Source organism: Veillonella sp. KGMB01456 (assembly GCF_023051165.1).
In the GTDB taxonomy this organism is placed as follows: Bacteria; Bacillota; Negativicutes; order Veillonellales; family Veillonellaceae; genus Veillonella_A.
The window spans coordinates 53,112-74,201 of sequence record NZ_JALKIG010000010.1 but is presented as its reverse complement, the minus strand read 5'-3'; the positions used below and the strand labels follow the sequence as shown (position 1 = coordinate 74,201).

22 protein-coding genes and 3 tRNA genes are annotated in these 21,090 nt (G+C 44.8%); all 25 read left to right on the top strand.

What is annotated here, in order from left to right; translation table 11 throughout:
- Positions 1-319 precede the first annotated feature (319 nt).
- Positions 320-1,576, top strand: a complete 1,257-nt coding sequence (dcm, locus tag MXE28_RS04790; RefSeq protein WP_156704448.1) for a DNA (cytosine-5-)-methyltransferase — start codon at positions 320-322, stop codon at positions 1,574-1,576.
- A 1-nt stretch (position 1,577) separates the two neighbouring features.
- The gene (locus MXE28_RS04785; RefSeq protein ID WP_156704447.1) at positions 1,578-1,976 is read left to right on the top strand and encodes a hypothetical protein; all 399 of its coding nucleotides are present in this window, start codon (positions 1,578-1,580) and stop codon (positions 1,974-1,976) included.
- Between the two features lie 180 nt (positions 1,977-2,156).
- Entirely contained in the window at positions 2,157-2,615 is a 459-nt protein-coding gene (locus MXE28_RS04780) for a hypothetical protein (RefSeq protein WP_247239873.1), read from the top strand.
- 114 nt (positions 2,616-2,729) lie between these two features.
- A tRNA-Ser gene (locus MXE28_RS04775) sits at positions 2,730-2,818 on the top strand.
- A gap of 7 nt (positions 2,819-2,825) precedes the next feature.
- Positions 2,826-2,900 (top strand) — tRNA-Asn (locus MXE28_RS04770).
- Between the two features lie 3 nt (positions 2,901-2,903).
- A tRNA-Ile gene (locus MXE28_RS04765) sits at positions 2,904-2,978 on the top strand.
- A 29-nt stretch (positions 2,979-3,007) separates the two neighbouring features.
- Positions 3,008-3,463: a helix-turn-helix domain-containing protein gene (locus MXE28_RS04760; RefSeq protein ID WP_247239872.1), complete on the top strand. Its 456-nt coding sequence runs from the start codon at positions 3,008-3,010 to the stop codon at positions 3,461-3,463.
- Positions 3,456-4,877, top strand: coding sequence for a phage terminase large subunit (gene terL / locus MXE28_RS04755; protein WP_247239871.1), 1,422 nt, complete (start codon positions 3,456-3,458; stop codon positions 4,875-4,877). Before MXE28_RS04760 ends, terL begins: the two co-directional genes overlap by 8 nt.
- A gap of 12 nt (positions 4,878-4,889) precedes the next feature.
- On the top strand, positions 4,890-6,242 hold the full coding sequence (locus MXE28_RS04750; RefSeq protein ID WP_247239869.1) for a phage portal protein: 1,353 nt from the start codon (positions 4,890-4,892) through the stop codon (positions 6,240-6,242).
- The gene (locus MXE28_RS04745; RefSeq protein ID WP_247239868.1) at positions 6,220-7,725 is read left to right on the top strand and encodes a hypothetical protein; all 1,506 of its coding nucleotides are present in this window, start codon (positions 6,220-6,222) and stop codon (positions 7,723-7,725) included. The genes MXE28_RS04750 and MXE28_RS04745 overlap by 23 nt, the downstream gene beginning before the upstream one ends.
- A gap of 156 nt (positions 7,726-7,881) precedes the next feature.
- Positions 7,882-8,493 carry a hypothetical protein gene (locus MXE28_RS04740; protein ID WP_247239867.1) on the top strand — a complete coding sequence of 204 codons (612 nt, stop codon included), beginning with the start codon at positions 7,882-7,884 and terminating at the stop codon, positions 8,491-8,493.
- A 19-nt stretch (positions 8,494-8,512) separates the two neighbouring features.
- The gene (locus MXE28_RS04735; RefSeq protein WP_247239866.1) at positions 8,513-9,433 is read left to right on the top strand and encodes a hypothetical protein; all 921 of its coding nucleotides are present in this window, start codon (positions 8,513-8,515) and stop codon (positions 9,431-9,433) included.
- Positions 9,434-9,435: 2 nt separating this feature from the next.
- Entirely contained in the window at positions 9,436-9,636 is a 201-nt protein-coding gene (locus MXE28_RS04730) for a hypothetical protein (RefSeq protein WP_226974172.1), read from the top strand.
- Complete coding sequence (locus MXE28_RS04725) at positions 9,629-10,081, top strand: hypothetical protein (protein WP_247239865.1); 453 nt, start codon at positions 9,629-9,631, stop codon at positions 10,079-10,081. Before MXE28_RS04730 ends, MXE28_RS04725 begins: the two co-directional genes overlap by 8 nt.
- A complete protein-coding gene (locus MXE28_RS04720) occupies positions 10,041-10,439 on the top strand; it encodes a hypothetical protein (protein WP_247239864.1) in 399 nt (132 codons plus the stop codon). Before MXE28_RS04725 ends, MXE28_RS04720 begins: the two co-directional genes overlap by 41 nt.
- 4 nt (positions 10,440-10,443) lie before the next feature.
- Positions 10,444-10,890 carry a hypothetical protein gene (locus tag MXE28_RS04715; RefSeq protein ID WP_247239863.1) on the top strand — a complete coding sequence of 149 codons (447 nt, stop codon included), beginning with the start codon at positions 10,444-10,446 and terminating at the stop codon, positions 10,888-10,890.
- Entirely contained in the window at positions 10,883-11,410 is a 528-nt protein-coding gene (locus MXE28_RS04710) for a phage tail protein (protein ID WP_247239862.1), read from the top strand. The genes MXE28_RS04715 and MXE28_RS04710 overlap by 8 nt, the downstream gene beginning before the upstream one ends.
- Positions 11,411-11,470: 60 nt before the next feature.
- On the top strand, positions 11,471-11,851 hold the full coding sequence (locus tag MXE28_RS04705) for a hypothetical protein (RefSeq protein WP_021842221.1): 381 nt from the start codon (positions 11,471-11,473) through the stop codon (positions 11,849-11,851).
- 107 nt (positions 11,852-11,958) lie between these two features.
- Positions 11,959-12,186 (top strand): hypothetical protein, encoded by a 228-nt coding sequence (locus MXE28_RS04700; protein WP_021842220.1) that lies wholly within the window; start codon positions 11,959-11,961, stop codon positions 12,184-12,186.
- Entirely contained in the window at positions 12,179-15,376 is a 3,198-nt protein-coding gene (locus tag MXE28_RS04695) for a tape measure protein (protein ID WP_247239860.1), read from the top strand. The genes MXE28_RS04700 and MXE28_RS04695 overlap by 8 nt, the downstream gene beginning before the upstream one ends.
- On the top strand, positions 15,377-15,934 hold the full coding sequence (locus MXE28_RS04690) for a DUF2460 domain-containing protein (RefSeq protein ID WP_247239858.1): 558 nt from the start codon (positions 15,377-15,379) through the stop codon (positions 15,932-15,934).
- Complete coding sequence (locus MXE28_RS04685) at positions 15,931-16,779, top strand: DUF2163 domain-containing protein (RefSeq protein ID WP_247239857.1); 849 nt, start codon at positions 15,931-15,933, stop codon at positions 16,777-16,779. The genes MXE28_RS04690 and MXE28_RS04685 overlap by 4 nt, the downstream gene beginning before the upstream one ends.
- On the top strand, positions 16,776-17,225 hold the full coding sequence (locus MXE28_RS04680) for a C40 family peptidase (protein WP_021842216.1): 450 nt from the start codon (positions 16,776-16,778) through the stop codon (positions 17,223-17,225). Before MXE28_RS04685 ends, MXE28_RS04680 begins: the two co-directional genes overlap by 4 nt.
- Positions 17,225-20,827 carry a phage tail protein gene (locus tag MXE28_RS04675; protein ID WP_247239856.1) on the top strand — a complete coding sequence of 1,201 codons (3,603 nt, stop codon included), beginning with the start codon at positions 17,225-17,227 and terminating at the stop codon, positions 20,825-20,827. The genes MXE28_RS04680 and MXE28_RS04675 overlap by 1 nt, the downstream gene beginning before the upstream one ends.
- Positions 20,820-21,089, top strand: coding sequence for a hypothetical protein (locus MXE28_RS04670; RefSeq protein WP_226983237.1), 270 nt, complete (start codon positions 20,820-20,822; stop codon positions 21,087-21,089). The genes MXE28_RS04675 and MXE28_RS04670 overlap by 8 nt, the downstream gene beginning before the upstream one ends.
- Position 21,090 lies beyond the last annotated feature (1 nt).

Genomic DNA, 21,090 nt, shown 5'->3' with positions numbered 1-21,090 from the left:
CGTCAATGCGAAAAGCTGCGGACGTGGCGCTATATCTTGCGCCGGATGCGAAGCCGGGCAACAAGTGGACAATGGTTATTACAAACGATAATACCTCATGAGATAGGGGAGGACTTCATGGACAAAATGGCCGACCGGCTAAAATTAAAAGGGTTTGAAGTGGCGGTAAGTCCGAATTATAAAGGCAAGTATTATATTTTGTCGGTATCGTGGGAGGGGTGAAATTATGGAGATTAATTTCACGCCCGGCACGCTAGAAGTTATAGTATTTGCCTTAGTGCTAGTCACTATATTAATCATGGACTATTGGAGGCGTTAAATGTACGGGAACGAGTTGATTGTAGATAGCTTCGCCGGTGGCGGCGGTGCAAGCCTTGGGATATATCAAGCGACTGGCGTAGAGGTTGACATTGCTATCAATCACGATGCGGCGGCGATTGCCATGCACGCAGCTAACCACCCGACAACTAAGCACTACACCGAGGATATATGGGAAGTTGACCCTCGTGAGGCATGTCAAGGGCGTAAGGTTGCCCTTGCGTGGTTCTCGCCGGACTGCAAGCATTTTAGTAAGGCGAAAGGCGGGAAGCCTTTGGACAAGAATATTCGAGGGCTTGCATGGGTGGCGATTCGCTGGGCTATGCTTGTGAAACCCCGTGTGATTATGTTGGAAAATGTCGAAGAATTCCAATCATGGGGTCCGCTAGACGAAGAAGGCAAACCAATCAAAGGCAAGGCCGGCATGACGTTCAAGAGTTTTATTAAAGCCCTCAACGGGCTCGGCTATGAAGTCGAATACAAGGAAATGACGGCTTGCGATTACGGCGCCCCGACGAAACGGAAACGGTTTTTCTTGATTGCTCGATGTGATGGCTTACCAATCGTATGGCCTAAACCTACCCACGGGCGAGGCTTGAAACCGTACCGGACAGCAGCCGAGTGCATCGATTGGGGTGTTCCTTGTAAATCGATATTTGGACGCAATAAACCACTCGCCGAGAACACAATGAGGCGAATTTGGAAGGGAGTAGACAAATTTATTATAAATAACCCGAACCCCTTCATAGTTGCGGTTGACGATGAAATGATAGCCCCGACTATTATTCAGTATCACACGGAAACGAACCCAAGAGAGCACCGGGGGCAGTCTATTCAAGAGCCTTTATTTACCATTGACGGCTCCCCTCGATATGGCTTAGTGGCCGCTAAATTAAGCAAAACGGCCACGAGCGAACAAGTAAAGGCGTTCCTTACTAAATATTACGGTTGGGAAGTTGGGCAAAGCCTATTCGATCCGCTCCACACCGTAACCGGTGCCAACCATTTCGGGCTTGTTGTAGTCAAGGAGGAGAATTACAACATCATCGATATAGGGCTTAGAATGCTAACGCCTCGGGAACTCGCAAGGGCTCAAGGGTTCCCCGATGATTACAAACTAGAGTTTGACTATCGGGGAAAGAAATATTCAATCAAGGAGCAAGTTAAGAGAATTGGTAATAGCGTAGTGCCGGCAATGGCTAGGGCATTAGTAACTGCTAATCTAGTCGATAGTGTGGCAGAAAGGGCAAAGGCTTAACATGGATGAACGAACTCGGCTAAAATACTTAGAAATAGCCTCTAAGAGTTTGGCGGAAATTATTAAAACTGTAAACGGGTTGCGTGGTGAGCTTGTTAAATTAGACGACTTGTCGGAGGATTTGAGTGAAAAGACTAAAGGCAGATATTGCGTATATTGTGATGATTTTATAGTAGAGTTTTACAAGTTAAAACACCAAGCCGAAAAACTTGAGCAACACGTGAAGACGAAATTAGAAGCGGAGCTGTTTCTTATGGAAGCGTTGCGGGCACATGTAAGACGTGCGATAAAAAAGGCGATAAATAATGCAAAGGGGTGGCGAGAATTATGGCACGCCATAAAATTTGCGTGGGCAATTAGGCAAACTAGAAAGAAAATAGCGGAGGAGTTAAATGACTAGAGCGTATAATGACCCTACAGGCGATGAGGCGGTTAAGCGAATATGCAACGAGGAGAATAGACTAGAGATTGTTATCAAGATAATAAAGCTAGTGTGTAGGCTTGGTGGATTTAAACTAGTGCAACGAATTAGCTTAGAGGATAAAAAGAGCGGTAGGCGTTATGATTAGGAGATGGTTGATTGACGGCGATGAAATGTTTAGAACGGCTTAGGGATATGCAGATAGAGCTACGTAAGCTAGAGCGTGACATAAAAGAGTTAAGAGCAAAACTGTACTCTTTAAAGGCTATTGACTATGGTAAAGAGCATATCAGTGGCGGGACCCCAAAAGATTTAGGTGACCAAATAGCGCATTTTAATGCAAGGTTAAAAGTTGTGCAGGATAAATGGAAGCGATTTATGCAGTATAGCGATGTAGTAGATGGCATGATAAATCAAATTGAATCTTGTCAGTTGCGAGCGCTATTGCATGAGCGATATATAAACTGTGGAAGCTGGGAGCAGGTCGCAGAAGTTGTAGGCGTCACTCGGGAATGGATTAGGAAACGCATGCATAGAGAAGCTGTAAAGGAATTTTCGAAAATTTACAAAAACAGTTTGCAAGAGTTGGCAGTAGTTGGCATTCAAGATGTTGTATAATATAAACTGTAGAAAGAAGCTTAAAGGCTGATAGTTTTACATTTGCTCCTCAAAATTATACCCACACAAAACGCAAGAAGGCACCTGAAAGGGTGCTTTTCTTGTTATATGCATGGAAGAGTACTCAAGTGGATTAAGGGGACTGCCTTGAAAGCAGATAGGCGAGAAATCGCGGGTGGGTTCGAATCCTACCTCTTCCGCCAGTCACATTGCCTAGTAGCACAATGGTAGTGCAATCGGCTGTTAACCGATGGGTTACAGGTTCGAGTCCTGTCTAGGCAGCCATATGGACTTTTAGCTTAATGGTAAAGCAACCGCCTCATAAGCGGTAAGATGTAGGTCCGAGTCCTGCAAGGTCCACCATAAAATTATCGAGAGAAAGGAGGCCTGTAATGGCTAAAGGCAAATATCGTGATTGGCTTGAGCCTGATAAGCTGTTGCTATTGCAGGCTTGGGCTAGAGATGGACTGACAGATGAACAGATTGCTAAAAATATGGGGATTGGTCGAGACACTTTATATTCATGGAAGAAGAAGTATCCCGACATTTCCGACGCCCTAAAAAAGGGAAAAACTGTAGTCGATATTCAAGTTGAAAACGCTTTACTAAAAAGAGCATTAGGGTACGAGTATGTAGAATATTCAGAAGAATGCAGTGAAGATGGTATTAAGAAGAAGAAAACAGTTAAACATGTAATACCTGATACCACGGCTCAAATTTTTTGGCTTAAGAATAGACGCCCTGACTTATGGCGTGATAAACGCGACTTAGAAATGAGCGGGAATATCAACAATCCATTTGAGGGCGTAAGTACGGCCGACATAAAGAAGTTGATTCAAAATGAATAAGGACGTCATTATTAAACAGGCAAAATTAGAGCTCGCTAGACGCGAGTTTTTTTATTATTGCCACTTAATGGCACCGGACTTTTACAAATCGGATAGAGAGTATTTAGTAACGCTATGCAATGAATTACAATCATTTTTCGATAGTAACGAGCATAACGTACTAATCATGAATATGCCACCGCGGCACGGTAAGAGTAGAACGGCTCAATTATTTGTACAGTGGATTTTAGGAAATGACCCGACGCAAAAGATCATGACGGGCTCATATAACGAAACACTATCGACGATGTTTGCTAAGAATGTCAGAAATGCAATTCAAGAGCAAAAAGCCGATGAGGATATTGTTGTATATCGTGATATATTCCCCGGTAGGGCGATAAAACGCGGCGATAGCACCATGAGTTTATGGTCGTTAGCCGGACAATTTAACTCATATCTAGCGACGTCGCCGGGCGGTACTGCTACCGGTTTCGGCTGCTCGCTGATGATAGTCGATGACATTATTAAAAACGCCGAAGAAGCCTATAACGCAAATGTCAAAGAGCAACATTGGGAATGGTTTACAAACACCATGCTTTCTCGATTAGAAGAAAACGGCAAAATTATATTAATTATGACCCGTTGGGCGAGTGATGACTTAGCCGGACGGGCTATATCGCATTTTAAGCATGATACTAAATTTAAGCCTAAAATTATCACGATGAAAGCCTTACAAGACGACGGGCACATGCTATGCGATGAAGTGCTATCGTATGATAGCTACTTGGCGAAGAAAAGAGCCATGGGTGAGGATATAGCAAGTGCTAACTATCAGCAAGAACCTATCGACTTAAAAGGGTGCCTATATACGACACTCAAGACATACGGTTCTCCGCCGGTTAATGATTGCGGACAAAGTTTATTCACTGAAATCAAGAACTATACCGACACCGCAGACGAAGGCGAAGATTATTTATGCAGTATTTGCTACGGCGTGTATAACAAAGAAGCTTATATTCTTGATGTGTTATATACGAAAAAAGGTATGGAAATCACCGAGCCGGCTACGGCTGGCATGTTAGTAAGGAACAAAGTAAATAATGCTGATATTGAAAGCAATAACGGCGGCCGAGGGTTCGCCCGTTCCGTTTCAACGATATTGCGAAATCAATATCAAGACAGCAAGTGCATAATTCGACCGTTTCACCAAAGCAAAAATAAGAAGGCTAGAATACTTTCAAATTCTACTTGGGTCATGGAACATATTTACTTCCCTATGAATTGGCGTGATAAATGGCCGGAGTTTTATGAGGCCGTAACGAAATACCAACGGGAAGGCAAGAATAAGCACGACGACGCACCCGATGCACTGACCGGCATTGCAGAACGTTGCTGTATGGGCAGCGTTCAGAGTGGACGTATTAATATTTATTAAAAGGAGGCCATAATGGCGACAAATCGAAAGAATGAGATGTACAAGCTGTTACATGACGCCTACTATGGCGACGGGCAATTCTACGACGGCTCGGCATTGATTAAGCATGCGAGGGAATCGAATAAGAATTACGCACGGCGTAAGAAATTGGCGTATTATCTTAACTATGTCGGGCCGATTATCGACAGCACTGTATTGCCGGTATTTAATGATGAGATTAAGCGAGATTATCGCGACACAGCGAAATTTAAAATGTTTCTTGATGACGTTGACCGAGTAGGCACTAACTTACAGGACTTCATGAGCCGGCAAGCAGTCGCCGCCAAACTATATGGCGTTGTATATATTCTCGTAAATAACGAGGCAACACTCGGCGAATCAGAGGCCGACAACCTGAATATGAGGGCGTTGCCATTCCTCACAGCCATCGAGCCGAAGAATGTAACGGGGTGGCACTTTAACGAACGAGGCCGGTTGATTGATTTCAGTTATGAGGGCGTCTATTACGATGATGATGGGTATCATGTCCGCAAGTACAAATGGACAATAGACGGTTGGGAGGTTCGAGACGAACACGACCAATTGTTAAGAAGTGGTGAACACAATCTCAAGCGTGTACCGATTGTGCAGTGGTTTGGCAGAAATACAGACCCTCGGCGAGTCTTACCGGCGCCGGAGTTTATTTCAATCGCTAAGACTAACTATCATATCTACCATTTGTGCAGTTTGCTCAGTCAAATCAGCGATAATCAAGCGTTTAACATCTTAACTATGCAGAGTGCGGGCACTAACATGACCGATGTAACAATCGGCACCAATAACTTGCTATTATATCCTTCTGATACAAATGCCCCTCAATTTATTGCACCTGATTCGGGACCCGCTGAAGTCCTCATGGAGCAAATCAAAAACTTAGTCGGTGAGATGTATCGCATGAGCGGTTTAAATAGCGTCATTGGCGTTGAATCGGCGAAGTCTGGACTTGCCAAGAAGTGGGATTTTGAGCGGACGAACAAGAACCTTGTTAACTTTGCCGTGCAGTGCGAAAAGGCGGAAAAGGCAATTATTACCCTCTATGAAATGTGGGCGGGTGAAACAGTAAATTATAGTTGTGAATATCCGCGAGATTTTAACATTGACGATGTGGCTGATTGTTTGGCACAGGCGCAACAAGCATTTGATTTAGGTATTACAAGTAAGACGTTTAGTTTGGAAGTTGCCAAAAAAGTGCTTGAATCGTATATGCCAAACATTGACCCCGATATCTACGATACTATCATTAACGAGTTGCAAGCCGCCGCCAATGATTTAGAGCAGTCAACCGCCTACGGGAGTGAGCTAGATGACGACCAATCAAATGATTGATGCTTTTGAAAAGAGAATTAAAGAGTTGTTAGATAAGGGGTATACCCCAAAACAAGCCGTTGATATGGCGTATTTGGAGTATCCTATTATGAAAACCTTGCAAGACGAAGTAAAAAAGTCACTGCATCGAATGGCAGAGCAAGGTTATGGCGGTGTATTGGCGGCAAGCGTAATAAGTAAGGGGTTTGAAATGGTGTGGGCTCCCGATAAACTCACTCTATCGGATCGTACGACTAAGGGAGCTAAGGCTGTGCGTGATATGGTGGCTAGCGTGCTGCATCAACAAATGCTAAAGAACGCCAATTACAAGGCTAATGCACTCGCTTTGTTTGACGGTTATGGCTACGGCGGTATTATTCCGGAGCAAGATATACCGGACTTCATGCGAAAACTCATTAAATTAAGCAATGGCCCGAATTATGATAAGCAAAAATACAGAAACGCCATGCGTCAAGTTGAACGATATATCCGACAGCTTAACACGCAAGGCATGAAATACGCTTATAACAAGGTGCTACAGGCGATTGAATCATGCAACAATGAGGCTTTGTTTAAGGCGGTGCATGTGGCGACACAAGAACGAACTCGGTATTTTGCTGAACGTATCGCACGCACTGAACGAGCAAGGGCATATATTGACGGTTTTTTAGCTAAATGGCAAAACGATGAGGATTGCGTGGCGTATCAATGGAAATTGTCGACGGCACACCCTACTCATGATATATGCGACTTGTATGCTAATGCTGATTTGTACGGCTTAGGGAAAGGTATATATCCTAAGGATAAGGTACCAACTATCCCCGTGCACCCACACTGCATGTGCCGGCTCAAGCCTATATTTAAAGGGCAAGTGCCGGATGAGCCTAGCGAACGCATTGAAGAAGGTGGACGTGAATATATTAATACACTTACTCAACGGCAGAAAGAGTTGTTGCTCGGTGTCAAGGGAAGTCAATTGGTCAAAGAAGGTAAAGCAGTATGGATGGACAAGGCTAGAGGTTTTAATCGAACAATTTTAAATGGTCGAATAACGCCTCATAAGGTCATTGAATTGAACAATATTGTTGTTGACGGGCAAATATACGAAGTCGATGGCAAGCATGTTCTACTTGATCATACGCCTTATGAGAGGCGTATAGCTGATATATTAGGTGAGTACTTTGGAACAGATATACAATTAGTTCCAAGAATTAATTACCCTCAGAGTATAAATACTCCTGACTTTATGATTGGAAACGAACCGTACGAGTTGAAATCTCCAAGCGGCAATGGCAAGAATACAGTTTTCGATATGATAAATAAGCATAAAAAACAATCAAATCGATTTATTGTATCTCTTGATAAAACGGAAATGAGTGTTCAATCAGTTGAATTACAAATCAATAAGGTATTTACCTCAAACTATACAAAAAATATCACTGAAATCATCCTCATAGATGGAGGGAAAGTGATAAACGTTTATAAAAAAGAAAAAGACGATTAGTCTCTCTACCAGGTATATAGCTATACCAACGGGGCAAAGAAACAATCGTCTTTTATTAATCGTATTATACCACTTTATGTGGTGTTTGTACATGTTTTATTGGTAAAAACGGTGGAGACCGTTTTATATATTTAGTCATGTATACGGAGGTTAACAATGACACTAGCAGAGTTATACACAAAACTCGAAGGATTGGAAAACGGCGGCGAATATGTATCGGCGATTAAAGCAGAGGTTGCCAAATTGAACAGCGAGGCCAAAGCCCACCGCGAGGAGAAAGAAAAGGCTACGGCCACCCTTGAGGTCATAACAAAAGAGCGCGATGGCCTAGCTGCTAAATTATCCGAAGTTGAATCGGCAGGGGCCGGCACAGACAAGGAAATGGCAACGCTCAAAAAGCAAGTTGAAGCCTTGACGAAACGCTCGGAAGAGGCTGAAAATGCACGTAAGGAAGCCGAGAATAAACGTATCAAGGCCGACATCCAATCGCAATTTGTGGACGCGTTTACTAAGAACAACGCAATGGATCCGCAACTATTCGCGCAAATGGCCGCCGACAAAGTAACAGTGAGCGAAGATGGCTCATATAGCTACATTAAGGATGACGGCACAACCGGCACTATTCAGGATTACGCGGCCGAATTTCTCAAGGGCAAGCCTTGGGCGGTTAAAAGTACGCAAAACGCCGGTAGCGGTGAATCGGGCGGGGCAAGCGGTGCGAGTGGTAACGACGTACAACAAGAATTTGAAATGGCATTAGGAATTTAAAGAAAAGAGGTAAAAAATTATGGCAATTAACACATTGGAAATGGCTAAATTGTTTCAACAGTCTCTCGACAAACAAATGTTGGTCGGGGCTACATCCGGTTGGATGGAAGCGAACGCATCTCAAGTTAAGTACAACGGCGGCGACACGGTGCGTATGCCAAAAATCACTACATCCGGACTTGCAACGTATAGCCGTGATGAAGGGTTCAATCAAGGCTCTGTAACCTTATCCTATGATGATTACAAATTAACTCAAGACCGTGGCCGCACGTTCCATTTGGACGCAATGGACATTGATGAATCTAACTTTGTCGCAAGTGCCGGCAATGTAATGGGCGAATTTCAGCGCTTACAGGTAATTCCGGAAGTTGACGCTTACCGTTATTCTCGTATTGCTGCACTCGCTAAAACGGCAAAACACGAAACAGCGGGCTTTACACCGACCGCCGCCAACATTTTGGCAAAACTTGATGAAGAAATTACCAACATTCAGGATATTGTAGGTGAAGATGTACCGCTTGTTATTTCTATGTCTACCCCTATCCGTAACATTTTAAATAGCGCCGAAAAGATTGAGCGCTATATGTCTGTAACTGACTTCAAGGCCGGTGAAATCAATACTAAAGTACGTGCTTATAATGATATCCCTATCTTAGGCGTTCCTTCTGCACGCATGAAAACGGCGTATGTATTCGCTGACGGCAAAACTAGCGGACAGGAACAAGGTGGATTTAAAGCGGATGAAGCAGCAAAAGGCATCAACTGGATTATCATGGCAAAAAATGCACCTCTCGCCATCTCCAAAACTGACAAAGTACGTATTTTCACACCTGACATCAACCAAAAGGCGGATGCGTGGAAGCTTGATTATCGCAAATTCCATGACTTATGGATTCCGACCAACAAATTAGCCGGCGTATGGGTTAATACAGGAGCTTAATTATGGTCAGATTAGTTAGATTAAACGAGGTTCAGTATGTGCCATCTGAAAAGGTGGCACAGTACATTGAACAAGGCTTTATTATTGCTGAATTAGAACCACCTAAACCGGCTAAACCTGTTGAAGAACCAAAACCAGAAGAGGTTGAAGAACCAAAACCTAAACGCAGAACAGCGAAGAAAGCAGTTGAGGCGGATGAGTAATACTCGGGATGCATTTAATAAGCGGCTTAGATTGGCGGTAAGAGAGGCTACAGTTTTAGTACGAGGCAAGGCCCAAGACAATCACGATTACACCTCGCATTCGGGCGAGCTTGAAAAGTCGGTTGAAACTCGATTTATTGACAACGGGCTAACAGGTGAGGCGTACCTTGATACAAACATTGCCTCATATGCTCCATTTGTACATGAAGGCACGCCGGAACACGATATATTTGCCGTGAATAAGCGTTCGCTCCGATGGTTTGAAGGCAATGACGCTATATTTGCCAAATCGGTACGGCATCCGGGCTACAAGGGCGACCCATTTCTATATGACGCCTTGAAAAACAACAAAACTCGCATTGATGAGATATTCGCTAAGCATACAGAAAGGGCGGTGAGCGACATTGCAAGCACTATACGAGGTAGAACTTATACGGTTAAGTGATGATTTACTCGGTCAGAATATCACTGACGACATCATGGAAAAGGCCGAAAAGTGGCTCGCATATTTCGCCGCCTCTCTTGATGTTAAATTTGAAGAAATTGTACCGAGTTTTATAATCATGGAACTCATCACGGCGTACGCTATGCGTGAGGTGTGTGTCAAAAAGTCATACGGGGCTAATGCTCCCGTGTGGGGCAACTCAACGCAGAAAACCGGCACACTTGACTATTTCGGGCAGAAATTGAAGTTTTATGAGGCTAGAATCAAGGAATTAGAGAATCGTATCACACCGGCTGACCTAACAGGCAATAAGGCGGGCAAGAACGGCTATAGGTCAGTGGAATTATACAGGGGGTAGGGTAATGTTATTTTACGAAGGGCTACATTACATCGGCGACGAACTCGCGAATCGTTGCGATGATGTTAATATCGTGTATGGTTTTAGACATCCTACAACCTTGAATTTATCAGAATCTAGCCAAGTCTTTGATTTGTATCGTGATAGTGAGGATGAGGACTATATCAAGATGGCGGTTGCCTTATGGGTGAGGGATGATAATCCCGATTTGGATAGCGGTTATGCGAAACTCGCCGAATTAGAACGTCGCTTTTTTGATGCGATTCAAGCGATTAATGAGGAATTGTGGGCGTTACAGGGTGAAGGCTTGTTTATCGCTGATAACGTCCAATTATTAACGATTGAAGTAGGAACTACCGCAGGGGCAACGGAAAGTTTATGGCCTTTGTTTGGGTCAGAAACTAAGCTCAATTTGCGGATTTATAAACATAGGGAGGTAAGTAATGGCTGAAACGAAACTAACTACTACCACGGAAACAGAACCGAAAGGAGTAATGAGAACTATGACAACTGGAAAGAAAAAAGCGTTAGCACCGGCAACAGAAGCCGTAATGGCTACGCTTGGGAAGAATTATTTAATTTACATTAATACCGGCACCGACGAAACAACCGGCGCTGAATGGACCTTGTTAGGGGGGCAGCGCAGTGGCGACTTAAGCCGTAAATCTGACAGCATTGACGCATCTCATAAGGGTGATGACGGCTGGAAGAGCACGTTACCGGGGCTCAAAGAATGGAGCATTGACCTTGAGACCTTGCTCATGGTAAATGACGAAGGGTTGGAAGCGCTTGACGAGGCTTGGCGTGCGGGGCAACGGGTACACATCAAATTTGAATACCCTAACAAATCCTACTATACCGGTTGGGCGTCTTGTACAGAATTGTCTATCGGTGCGCCACATGACGACGTGGCAACCTACAAGGGCACGCTTAACGGCGTGGGTCCTTTGTCTGAACTCAAAAAACCGTAAATGTGTATAATGCTGACCGGCTATAATGTCGGTCAGCCTCTTTTTTAGGAGGTTTTAAGTATGAAAAAAATCAAATGCGATTGGTTCGGCGAAGGTGAAGAACTGTATTTTAACATTATGCGATTAGCTGAATTTGAAAAGGCCATCGGGCGACCAATTCAACGCCTATTTATTGAGGGGTTCTTTTTAGATGATTTATTTATCGCCTATGAAATCGGCCTCCGTCATGAAGGGCGTCGCAAACCACAATTTTATATTAACAAGATTCAAGAATTGATGGACAGTAAAGACTTATCTATTGGCGAATTGATTGCCCCTGTCCAAAAGGCCTTAATTGCAAGCGGTGTAGCCGGTAAACAAGCATATTATGGAATGTTCCCCGAAGAACTTACCGACGACGAAAAGGATGAATTAGAGGCCGAAGAATCCGCAAAAAACTAGATAGGGGGCAACAAGCCCCCTCTTTTTTAAAATGGAAATCCATAAAAGAACGGGTGGCCTACAGTGTGCTACAACTCAAGCCGTGGGAGTTTGAGAGGCTTGATGTTATGGAATTAGAAAAATTAGAACGCGGTTTTAATGATAGAGAAAAGTATCGCGATCAAAAAGCTGCATTCTTAACAACGATACTTGCTAATGTGCATCTCAAGAAGGGCATCGATGTAAAAGACCTTATGAGGTCATTACATCCACCGACTAAGGTAGAGAAGATTAAGCAAGATATTGCATTTAAGAGGGAATGGAAAGAGGCCGAGGAGGTGGTAAGCGATGGCTGATACAAATATTCGGGTGCTAATTACAGGTAATTCAACTAGTGCCGAACAGGCGATTGATAGAGTCGGTAAGAAGGCTGAGCAAGTTTTAGGCGGCAAAATGCAAGGCATTGTATCTAAGGCGTTTGGCGTGGCCTCTATGGCCGGTGCGGCGGTTGGCGTTGGTATGATTGGCACCGCTATTGCAGATGTTGCCGCCAAGGCCACAGGATTGAGCGACAGGCTCGCATTAACTAAATCACGTATCAACTTAATCAATGACGGCTCGCAAACAACCAACGAGCTCATGGATAAGATTTACGCATCCGCCGAACGGGCTAGAGGCTCATATTTAGATATGGCTGATAGCGTAGGTAAGCTCAATATGCTCGCTAAGGATGCATTTAGTAGCAATGACGAGGCGATTGTATTTGTTGAGCAGATGAATAAGCAATTTAAGATAGGCGGTGCGTCAATTCAAGAGCAATCAGCGGCGATGTACCAATTAACCCAAGCCATGGCGGCGGGGCGGTTGCAAGGCGACGAATTCCGCTCGATTATGGAAAACGCCCCTATGCTCGCTCAAGCCATTGCCCAAGAAATGGGCGTATCGGTTGGTAAATTGCGAGAAATGTCATCTGAGGGGTTAATTACAGCAGACGTTATCAAAAGTGCATTATTTAATTCAGTAGAGCAGACAAATGCTAAATTTGACGAATTGCCTATGACTTTTGAAGAAGTCGGCAATCAGCTCGCCAATAGTGCGATTGTCGCATTTCAGCCGGTTATGGATATGATGAAGGTTACAACCGGCACAGAGGAATTTAAGGCAGTGCTTGCCGGTGTCGAAACAGGGCTCAAAGGCTTAGGCGTGGCGGCTCAAATCGGCGTATCGGCGATTGGCGGGGCTATAACCGCCGGTAGTAATATTGTCAGTCGGCTTGGTGCGGCCGTTAAGGCTACGGGCAGTATTATCGCGGCCTTTGGACCTCCGGCCATTGCAGCCTTTGCCGGCGTAACATCTTATATAGTGGCTACTCGCATCGCAACGGCGGCCTTAGGCACTACAATGACGACGCAGATGGCGATTGATAAAGGTTTGGCGGCCACTAAGTTAGCGTATACCAAGGTTTTAAACGGCGTAAAATTTGTTACTAACGGATATAGATTGGCGCTAGGGGCTTTACATACTGGCATGGGCGCCGTGCGTGCAATTACAGCGGCAACAGCGGTCGGAACGGCTATATTAAGAGCTAGATATATTGCGACTCAATCCGGTACTTTGTTGCTTGCAGGGGCTCAACGTGTCTTGAATATGGTTATGCGAGCTAATCCTATCGGTTTAGTTGTAACAGGCATCACAATCCTTATCACGGCCTTCGGGGCGGCAGAAGTCGCTAGTAGCGGCTTATCTCAAACTTTATCTAATGTTTGGGATAGCATACTACATACGTCCGCTTGGGCGGTGAATCAGGTTATCGAGTTATTAAATACACTCATTCGAACATTTAATGAGGCGGGGCAAGCTATTGCCGGTGCTTTTGGTAAGTCTTTTGAGGGCGTTCAGGAATTTAACAAAATAAGCCCGGAAAGCGTGCAGCAGTTTGCCGATGCAAGTAAGACGTTTGCTAGCAAGATGTTTGACATGGGCGATATTCCCGAGCCCGGTGAAATTGATATCGGCGGTGGCGGTGGCGAGGCTCCCGATGTTGGCGGTGGCGGCCGCGGCGGTGGTGGCGGTAAATCACAAGGCAGCCAAGCCGTTGAAGAGGCTAGACGAACCCACGAGGCCATTCTTGATAGTTGGCTCGATATGTTCGGCAAGCAATCCGACCTTGTGGACAGATGGCTAGCTAAAGAACTCGAAGAACTCGACAAATCAAAGGCGAATAATGCGAATTATGAAGAAGATAAAACGCGGCTCATGGAAATGTACGCTAAGAAACGCGAACAGGCCTTATATGAAGAGGCAAAACGAGCCCGAGAAATTCAAAATTCTGTTCGTGATATGTCTAGAGAATTCAATATCGGCTTGCAAACTAAAGATTCAACCGGTGCGGAATCACCGCTTACTAAACTTGCTAATGATTACGAAGAAACCATTAATGAAATCAAAGACAAATGGCAAGGCTATTCTGACGATTACGCGGCCATGACGAAACGCGACCAAGAAACCTATATAGCAAGTCTTAAAGCTCAAGGCGTGGCGTTTGAACTCACGAAGGATAATGAGTTGAAGTTTACCGAGCAAATTAATGCTCTGAAATACGCCGCCGATGAAGAATACGCCAATAAGCGGGCTGAATTGATGCGAACCCAAGCCGAGGAAGAATGGGCGATTAATGAGGCTATGCGAACTCAAAACTTCGAGGCGTTGCAACAGGCACTCACCGATGAATACGTCGCAACTAAAGAGCATTACGAACTTAAAAAGGCGATGCTTGAAGAATATCAAAACTCGGTTATGCAATCGCATTGGAACGCTCAAGAGGCTATGTTTAACGCAACAAACGCCGGCATTGATAGTATGGCCGAAGGGCTATCTAGTGTATTACAAGGCACTAAGGGCGTCATGACGATGTTTGAAAACATGGGCAAGGCCGTCGTTAAGACCTTGGCCGATATGGCGGCTCAATGGATAGCGGCGCAGCTTAAACAAATGATATTCGGGAAGATGTTACAATCGCAACAAACGGCGGCAAGTGTAGCGGCGGCTAATGCTCAACTCGGGCCATGGACACAATTAGCTCAACAAGTTTCGATGGCCACATTCGGGGCTAGTGCGACTATGGGTATGACCGCATGGAGTACAGCAACCGCGGCCGGGCAAGCTCAAACGGCGGCACTAAGTGCGGCCGGAGGTGGTTTGTTTGGGGGCGGGAGCATGACATCCGGATTGCACACGTTTAAGCCTAATCTTGGCGGTAATTTGACAGGATTAGCAGAGGGCGGCCTTGCATATGGCGAAACCTATGCACGCATCGCGGAGGGTAAATATCCGGAGGCGGTTTTACCACTCTCCGAAAATGTATTCGATCAAATCGGCGACGGCATCGCTAGAAGTGAAAACGGTGGCGGTAATGTTACGTTGAATATCACAACTATGGATGCTGAATCCTTTACCTCTTGGCTAGGCTCAAAAGGCGGTCAAGTGATTAAGCAATATTTGTATGATGGTAATCGTGAATTCACAGCAGAAACGGGGGTGTGGTAAGTGAAGAAATTCCCGGTGATAAAATCGCTTGAATGGAAATCGACTAAACCCCAAAAGTGGAATACGATAGTCAAGACTTCGGGCTCCGGCAAAATCCGCACCCTCACCACTTGGCAACGCCCTCAATATACGATTACAACGGCATTTGCTTATTTAACACCGGAGCAATATAAGCAGATTATGGGCTTTTTTGCCTCCATTAAGGGCGGACACGAGCCGTTCTTATGGCTCGACCCTGAGGACTACCAAGAAAAGGGCATAACCCTCGGCACCGGGGCAGAAGGTAAATGGCAAGCTGTGCGAAACTTTGGCGGTTATCTCGAGCCGGTGGAGCACATCGAAAACGTTACGCTATACGCTGACGGCAAGCCGATAAGCATTGCCCGAATCGATAAGGGCTTAATTACTACAAGTCAGACTATAAGCCCTACGGCGGTTATTACCGCCGATTATACCTATTATTGGAAGGTAAGGCTAAGCGGCGATGAATTTACTGCGGAATTAGTCTATAAGAATATTTATAAGTCTAAAAGTATGAAGTTGGTGACGGTACAATGAAACAAGTAAGCGAAACACTATCGGCACATTTGAATAATGAAAAGTCATTCTTAAGCTGTGACCTCTATGAGTTAGTTTTGAAAAGTGGAGTATTGTATTATTGGGCGGTTACTGATACCGATGTTAAGTTGGGCGGTAAAACCTACCGCTCAAACGGTCCGATTATTACTCGCAATCAAATCAAGACAAGCTCAACCGTGTCAGTGGACAAGTTAACTGTAACAATTAACTGTACTCTCGACGATAAAATCGGCGGCGTGCCTATTATGGCGGTGGCTCATAATGGCGGTTTTGATGGGGCTACTCTTAAACTTAGACGGGCATTTTTTAACGCTAAGGGCGTGATTGACGCTATCGACCTATTTGAGGGCGTTGTTGAGGTTAAGAAGGGCGGCGGCTTGACGTTGCAACTCGATGTTAAATCGACAGTGCAAAAGCTCAATGTTGAATATCCGATACGTCGATACTATCCGCAGTGCCCTTACTGTATTTATGACGCCGATTGTGGCGTTGATATTAATAAATACCGTAAACGGGTACGAGTTACCTCTGTTATTGACGCTCATAATGTGCAATTTAACACTACATTTAGTAATGGGTATTATGACGCCGGCGGCATCGAATGGCTTGACGGGGCATTAGTCGGGCAAGTTACTCAAATCATGCGTAGTGCCAACAATCGCATTATGTATATGACCGCCTCTGACGCCATGCCACAAATCGGCAACGAGGCCTATATATATCCCGGCTGTGATAAGACGCCGAAAACTTGCAAGGATAAATTTAACAATTTCAATCGCAACAGGGCGACGCCGTATGTGCCACTAAAGGAATCGATACGATGAAACAGGGCGAACTAATAGCAACAACCGCCCTCACATGGGTAGGCACGCCATACATGAATTATGCTATGGTAAAAGGCCGTGGCGTTGACTGTGCTCATTTAATTCTAGGGGTACTCTTAGAATCGGGCTTATTGCACGATGGAGATTTAAGGATAGAGCAATACTCGAATGAGTGGCACTTGCACCGTTCAGAGGAAAAGTTTATAAAGCACATACGAAAAATCGCTTATGAAGTGGATAGCCCACAGATAGGCGATTTTCTATTATATCAATACGGGCGATGCGTCAGTCATGGAGCTATATTAGTCGCTCCGGGCGTCGTTGCTCATGCATTTGTCGACCAAGGCGTGATTCTGTCGAAACTCGATGATGTGCTATTTTACGATGCCAAAGGCCGGCACCGGTTACGGCATATTTACAGATTTAACGGAAAGGGGGAAACCTAATGGGCTTTTTATTCGGTGGCAAAGGAACCACCACAAGAGCCGATAAATTGGGCGACTTTCAAATCAATAGTGCCTCGTATGGCGAAGTAGTGCCCGACATCTTAGGAACTACCCGCGTTAGTGGCAACGTCATTTATTGGGATGACTTCACGGCTCACGAGCACAAGCAAACGCAACGAGCCGGCAAGGGTGGCGGTTCAAAGCACACCAACATTACTTACACTTATACGGTGGCGGCTGCTATTGCCTTATGCGAGGGCCCTATTCAGAGTGTAGGCAAGGTGTGGGTTGACAAGGAAGTCTTTGATTACCCGAATCCTAACATCCAACTAACACTATTTAACGGATCACTTGGGCAATCTCCATGGCCGTATGTTGTAGGCAAGCACCCCGAAAAGGCGCTCCCTTATTCAGGGCTTGCCTATATGGCCGGTGTGGTTGATTTAGGCGACCGTGGCAGTTTACCGAATTATAATTTCGAGGTTAGAGGTAAACTTTTAAGCACCGGCGACGGCGTGGATGTCAATCCTGCTGATTATATCCTTCAGGTGCTTAAGTCAGCCGGCATGGGCGACGTACAAATTGACGGACTAGACAACTACCGCCGATATTGTGCAGCTGCTGATTTACTCATCTCATCCCCGCCGAGCATGTCAGCCCAAAAAGCTCAACAAATCATCAACGATATAGCGGAGATGACAAACGCCTATCTATTTTGGAGCAACAATAAACTCAAAATCGTACCACTTGCCGATGAGGCAGTCGGTTCATGGTCTCCCGATAAAGAAATTAAATACGACCTCGGTATTGACGATTTAATACCGGGCTCCGACGGGCAACTCGTGTTATATTCTCGTAAAGACAGTAGCGAGTGCTACAATCAAGCAAGTGTTGAGTTTATTAACCGCTCGAACTCGTACGAGAAAGAAGTCGTATCGTTTGAAGTTGTAGCCGATGTACAACGTAACGGACTACGACCGGCAAGCGTTAAGACGGCTCATTATTTGTATACCAAAAAGAGAGCGATGTATTTAGCGGAACAACTCGCAATGAAGCAGTTATATGCCAAGAATCAGTACACTTTTAGGCTTGATTGGGCGTTTTGTCGATTAGAACCGGGCGACCTTGTAACGTTAACTGATGAGATATGTCAACTCAACAAGCAAGTTGTTGTTATTACCGCGGTGAACGAAGCCAACGACGGGCAACTCGAAATAACCGCCGTTGGTAAACCGCCGGGCACCTATTCACCGGCTAAATACGACGTGCATGAGAATGAACGGCCATTTGTTGATTACAATCAACCGGCGCCAAGCATAAGCAAGTTGTCAGTTATCCAACCACCGGGCGATATTGCCGGCGATGAGTTATTATTAGCTGTAACGGCTCCTAACGGTTGGGGCGGTTGTAATATATGGGTATCCGATTCAGGCACCGCCTACAAGCAAATAGGCACGTTAAATCACAGGGCACGCATTGGCTCATTGGTTAGTGGTTTGACTGATACAGGCACTACTTGCACGGTGAAGATGTCATACGGTGAACTCAAAAGTGGTACTCATATCGACGCCGAACGAGGGAATACCGTATGTTGGCTTAACGGTGAGTGTTTATCGTACGAAACCGCCACACTACAGGCTAACGGCAATTATGTATTATCCGGATTAGTAAGAGGGCAATATGGCACTACCGCCGTATCTCACAACGCGGGCGAAGAAATCGTACGCCTTGATGAGGCGTTATTCCGTGCCCCTTATCGAACCGAGGACATCGGCAAGCCGATTTACATCAAATGTACCTCAATGAATATTTTTGGCGGTCAAGAACAAGATTTAGCCGATGTAGAGGCGTTTGAATACACGATTAAGCCCTATTATATCCCCGAAGTTAGTAATCTCACGCTATACACTAAATACTATGATTTAGGGCAAGGGGTAAAGAGTTATGACGTTGTAGCAACCTACAAACCGCCCAATATCACGAGTTTTGACACCGCCGAAGCGTGGTATCGAGAAAGTGGGCAATGGCAGTACGGCGGGAACGGTAACGGTCAAGTTATTATCAGCGGTTGCGAACTCGGTAAAACCTATGATGTTAGAGTACAGGTCAAAGACGTACACGGCAACTACTCACAGGGCGTCATTAAGTCGATTCAAGTAGTCATGAAATCAGAAAAGCCGAACACCCCTCAAGGGTTTAGGGTAAGTTTTAGCGACCGTGCCTATTTTAATTGGCTAGAGGTCAGAAATGCCGATGTTGATTATTATGAGTTAAGGTCTGATTTGAACGTTGGAGCCGATGACGGCTTAATAGGACGCAGTAATAACACAACCTATAGCACTGATTTACTCACCAACAGGCAAGGCACAATTTACTTATACGCTCATAATCCTATCAAGGGCTACAGTGCGCCGGCTATGGTTGATTATTCTGTGCCGACACCTAAAAAGCCCGAATACATACAAGCTAAAAGCGTTATTGGCGGTTTATCGGTCAGCGTGCCGGCAATCCCTAGCAGTTGTAAGGGCGTCAATGTGTATATCAATGGCAACGCCGTTTTTTATCCCAATAATGCAGTATTTATACCGTTAGAGGCTGATGTATACACTGTAAAATGTGCTTATGTTGACATCTTCGGGGAGGGCGAACAGACAGGCGAAGAAGTTGTATCAGTTAAGGCGGTAATAGACGCCGAAACCATCAAGGCAATCGGCATAACTCGCGATATGCTTGATTCATCACTTGATGAGGTATTACAAGACGCCCAAGGGGCAAGCCTCAAGATTGACGAGGCTAATAACCGCATTACCTCGATTGTTACAGCACTCAAAGGCAACCCCAAAGACAGCGGATATAGCGCCATAACTCAACTGTATAACGGCTTGCAGTTAAAAGTCAGCAAAGACAATATTATCTCAAGCATCAACCTCTCCAAAGAAGGCGTACAAATTAACGGCGACCTTTTGCACATCACAGGCAAGACCGTATTTGATGATAACGTCATCACTCGCAAAATGATTCAAGCTAAAGCGGTTACAGCCGACAAGATTAGTGTTGATAGTTTAGGGGCAATCAGTGCCAATATCGGCACAGTTAGAGGCGGTACGATTATCGGTACTACAATACGCAACGATAATAATACCTTTAGCGTTGATGCTAATGGTAACATCAGAGGTGTAAATATTACATCAGGCTCAATCAATGCCAATATCATTCGACAAGCTGGCTATGAATTAAAACGAGTTATTAAGCATATTGTAGACGTTGACAGTGATACTCAAATCCCTATCCCAAACGGTTATAGTCGCAATTCGATGTTACCTATTCGAGTAGAATGGGTAGGCACAATAGGCGGTCAATTCGATTCAACATGGCGTAATTTAAATAATAGCGGTGATTTCTACACGGTAGAAAATCCTGATAAGAATGCTAATGAAAGTGTATATTGTCGTATTAATAGCAATGGAATTGTGTACGCTTATAAACGGCATTATTATAATAATATAAAGTACCAACCTTATAAACCGCCTGAACAGCAACCTGATAGTCTAAAAGCGTGGACACGCTTGAGGGTTAGAGTAACGATGTTTATTTTTGGGTGATACTATGAACTATTACTACTTTTACAAAAACGGCAGTTACGCCACACAATCGACCACCGAACTCGAATTTGATGAACTCATAAAAGTGAAAAGCGATACCGAATACGGTACTCAAATCGCACTTGTTGACGGTGAAATCAAGCCGATTGAACAAACAATCACGATTGATGATGAGCCCGAACCGATAGAGGTTGATAACGTGGCATTGCTTGAATTATTGGCAGATTTATTTGAGGAAATTGAACTATTAAAAGGAGAATAGC

Bases quoted from the DNA above. Each gene is read 5' to 3' on its own strand.
- dcm (WP_156704448.1), top strand. From the start codon at position 320: ATGTACGGGAACGAGTTGATTGTAGATAGCTTCGCCGGTGGCGGCGGT.
- MXE28_RS04785 (WP_156704447.1), top strand. From the start codon at position 1,578: ATGGATGAACGAACTCGGCTAAAATACTTAGAAATAGCCTCTAAGAGT.
- MXE28_RS04760 (WP_247239872.1), top strand. From the start codon at position 3,008: ATGGCTAAAGGCAAATATCGTGATTGGCTTGAGCCTGATAAGCTGTTG.
- terL (WP_247239871.1), top strand. From the start codon at position 3,456: ATGAATAAGGACGTCATTATTAAACAGGCAAAATTAGAGCTCGCTAGA.
- MXE28_RS04750 (WP_247239869.1), top strand. From the start codon at position 4,890: ATGGCGACAAATCGAAAGAATGAGATGTACAAGCTGTTACATGACGCC.
- MXE28_RS04745 (WP_247239868.1), top strand. From the start codon at position 6,220: ATGACGACCAATCAAATGATTGATGCTTTTGAAAAGAGAATTAAAGAG.
- MXE28_RS04740 (WP_247239867.1), top strand. From the start codon at position 7,882: ATGACACTAGCAGAGTTATACACAAAACTCGAAGGATTGGAAAACGGC.
- MXE28_RS04735 (WP_247239866.1), top strand. From the start codon at position 8,513: ATGGCAATTAACACATTGGAAATGGCTAAATTGTTTCAACAGTCTCTC.
- MXE28_RS04730 (WP_226974172.1), top strand. From the start codon at position 9,436: ATGGTCAGATTAGTTAGATTAAACGAGGTTCAGTATGTGCCATCTGAA.
- MXE28_RS04725 (WP_247239865.1), top strand. From the start codon at position 9,629: ATGAGTAATACTCGGGATGCATTTAATAAGCGGCTTAGATTGGCGGTA.
- MXE28_RS04715 (WP_247239863.1), top strand. From the start codon at position 10,444: ATGTTATTTTACGAAGGGCTACATTACATCGGCGACGAACTCGCGAAT.
- MXE28_RS04710 (WP_247239862.1), top strand. From the start codon at position 10,883: ATGGCTGAAACGAAACTAACTACTACCACGGAAACAGAACCGAAAGGA.
- MXE28_RS04705 (WP_021842221.1), top strand. From the start codon at position 11,471: ATGAAAAAAATCAAATGCGATTGGTTCGGCGAAGGTGAAGAACTGTAT.
- MXE28_RS04700 (WP_021842220.1), top strand. From the start codon at position 11,959: ATGGAATTAGAAAAATTAGAACGCGGTTTTAATGATAGAGAAAAGTAT.
- MXE28_RS04695 (WP_247239860.1), top strand. From the start codon at position 12,179: ATGGCTGATACAAATATTCGGGTGCTAATTACAGGTAATTCAACTAGT.
- MXE28_RS04685 (WP_247239857.1), top strand. From the start codon at position 15,931: ATGAAACAAGTAAGCGAAACACTATCGGCACATTTGAATAATGAAAAG.
- MXE28_RS04680 (WP_021842216.1), top strand. From the start codon at position 16,776: ATGAAACAGGGCGAACTAATAGCAACAACCGCCCTCACATGGGTAGGC.
- MXE28_RS04675 (WP_247239856.1), top strand. From the start codon at position 17,225: ATGGGCTTTTTATTCGGTGGCAAAGGAACCACCACAAGAGCCGATAAA.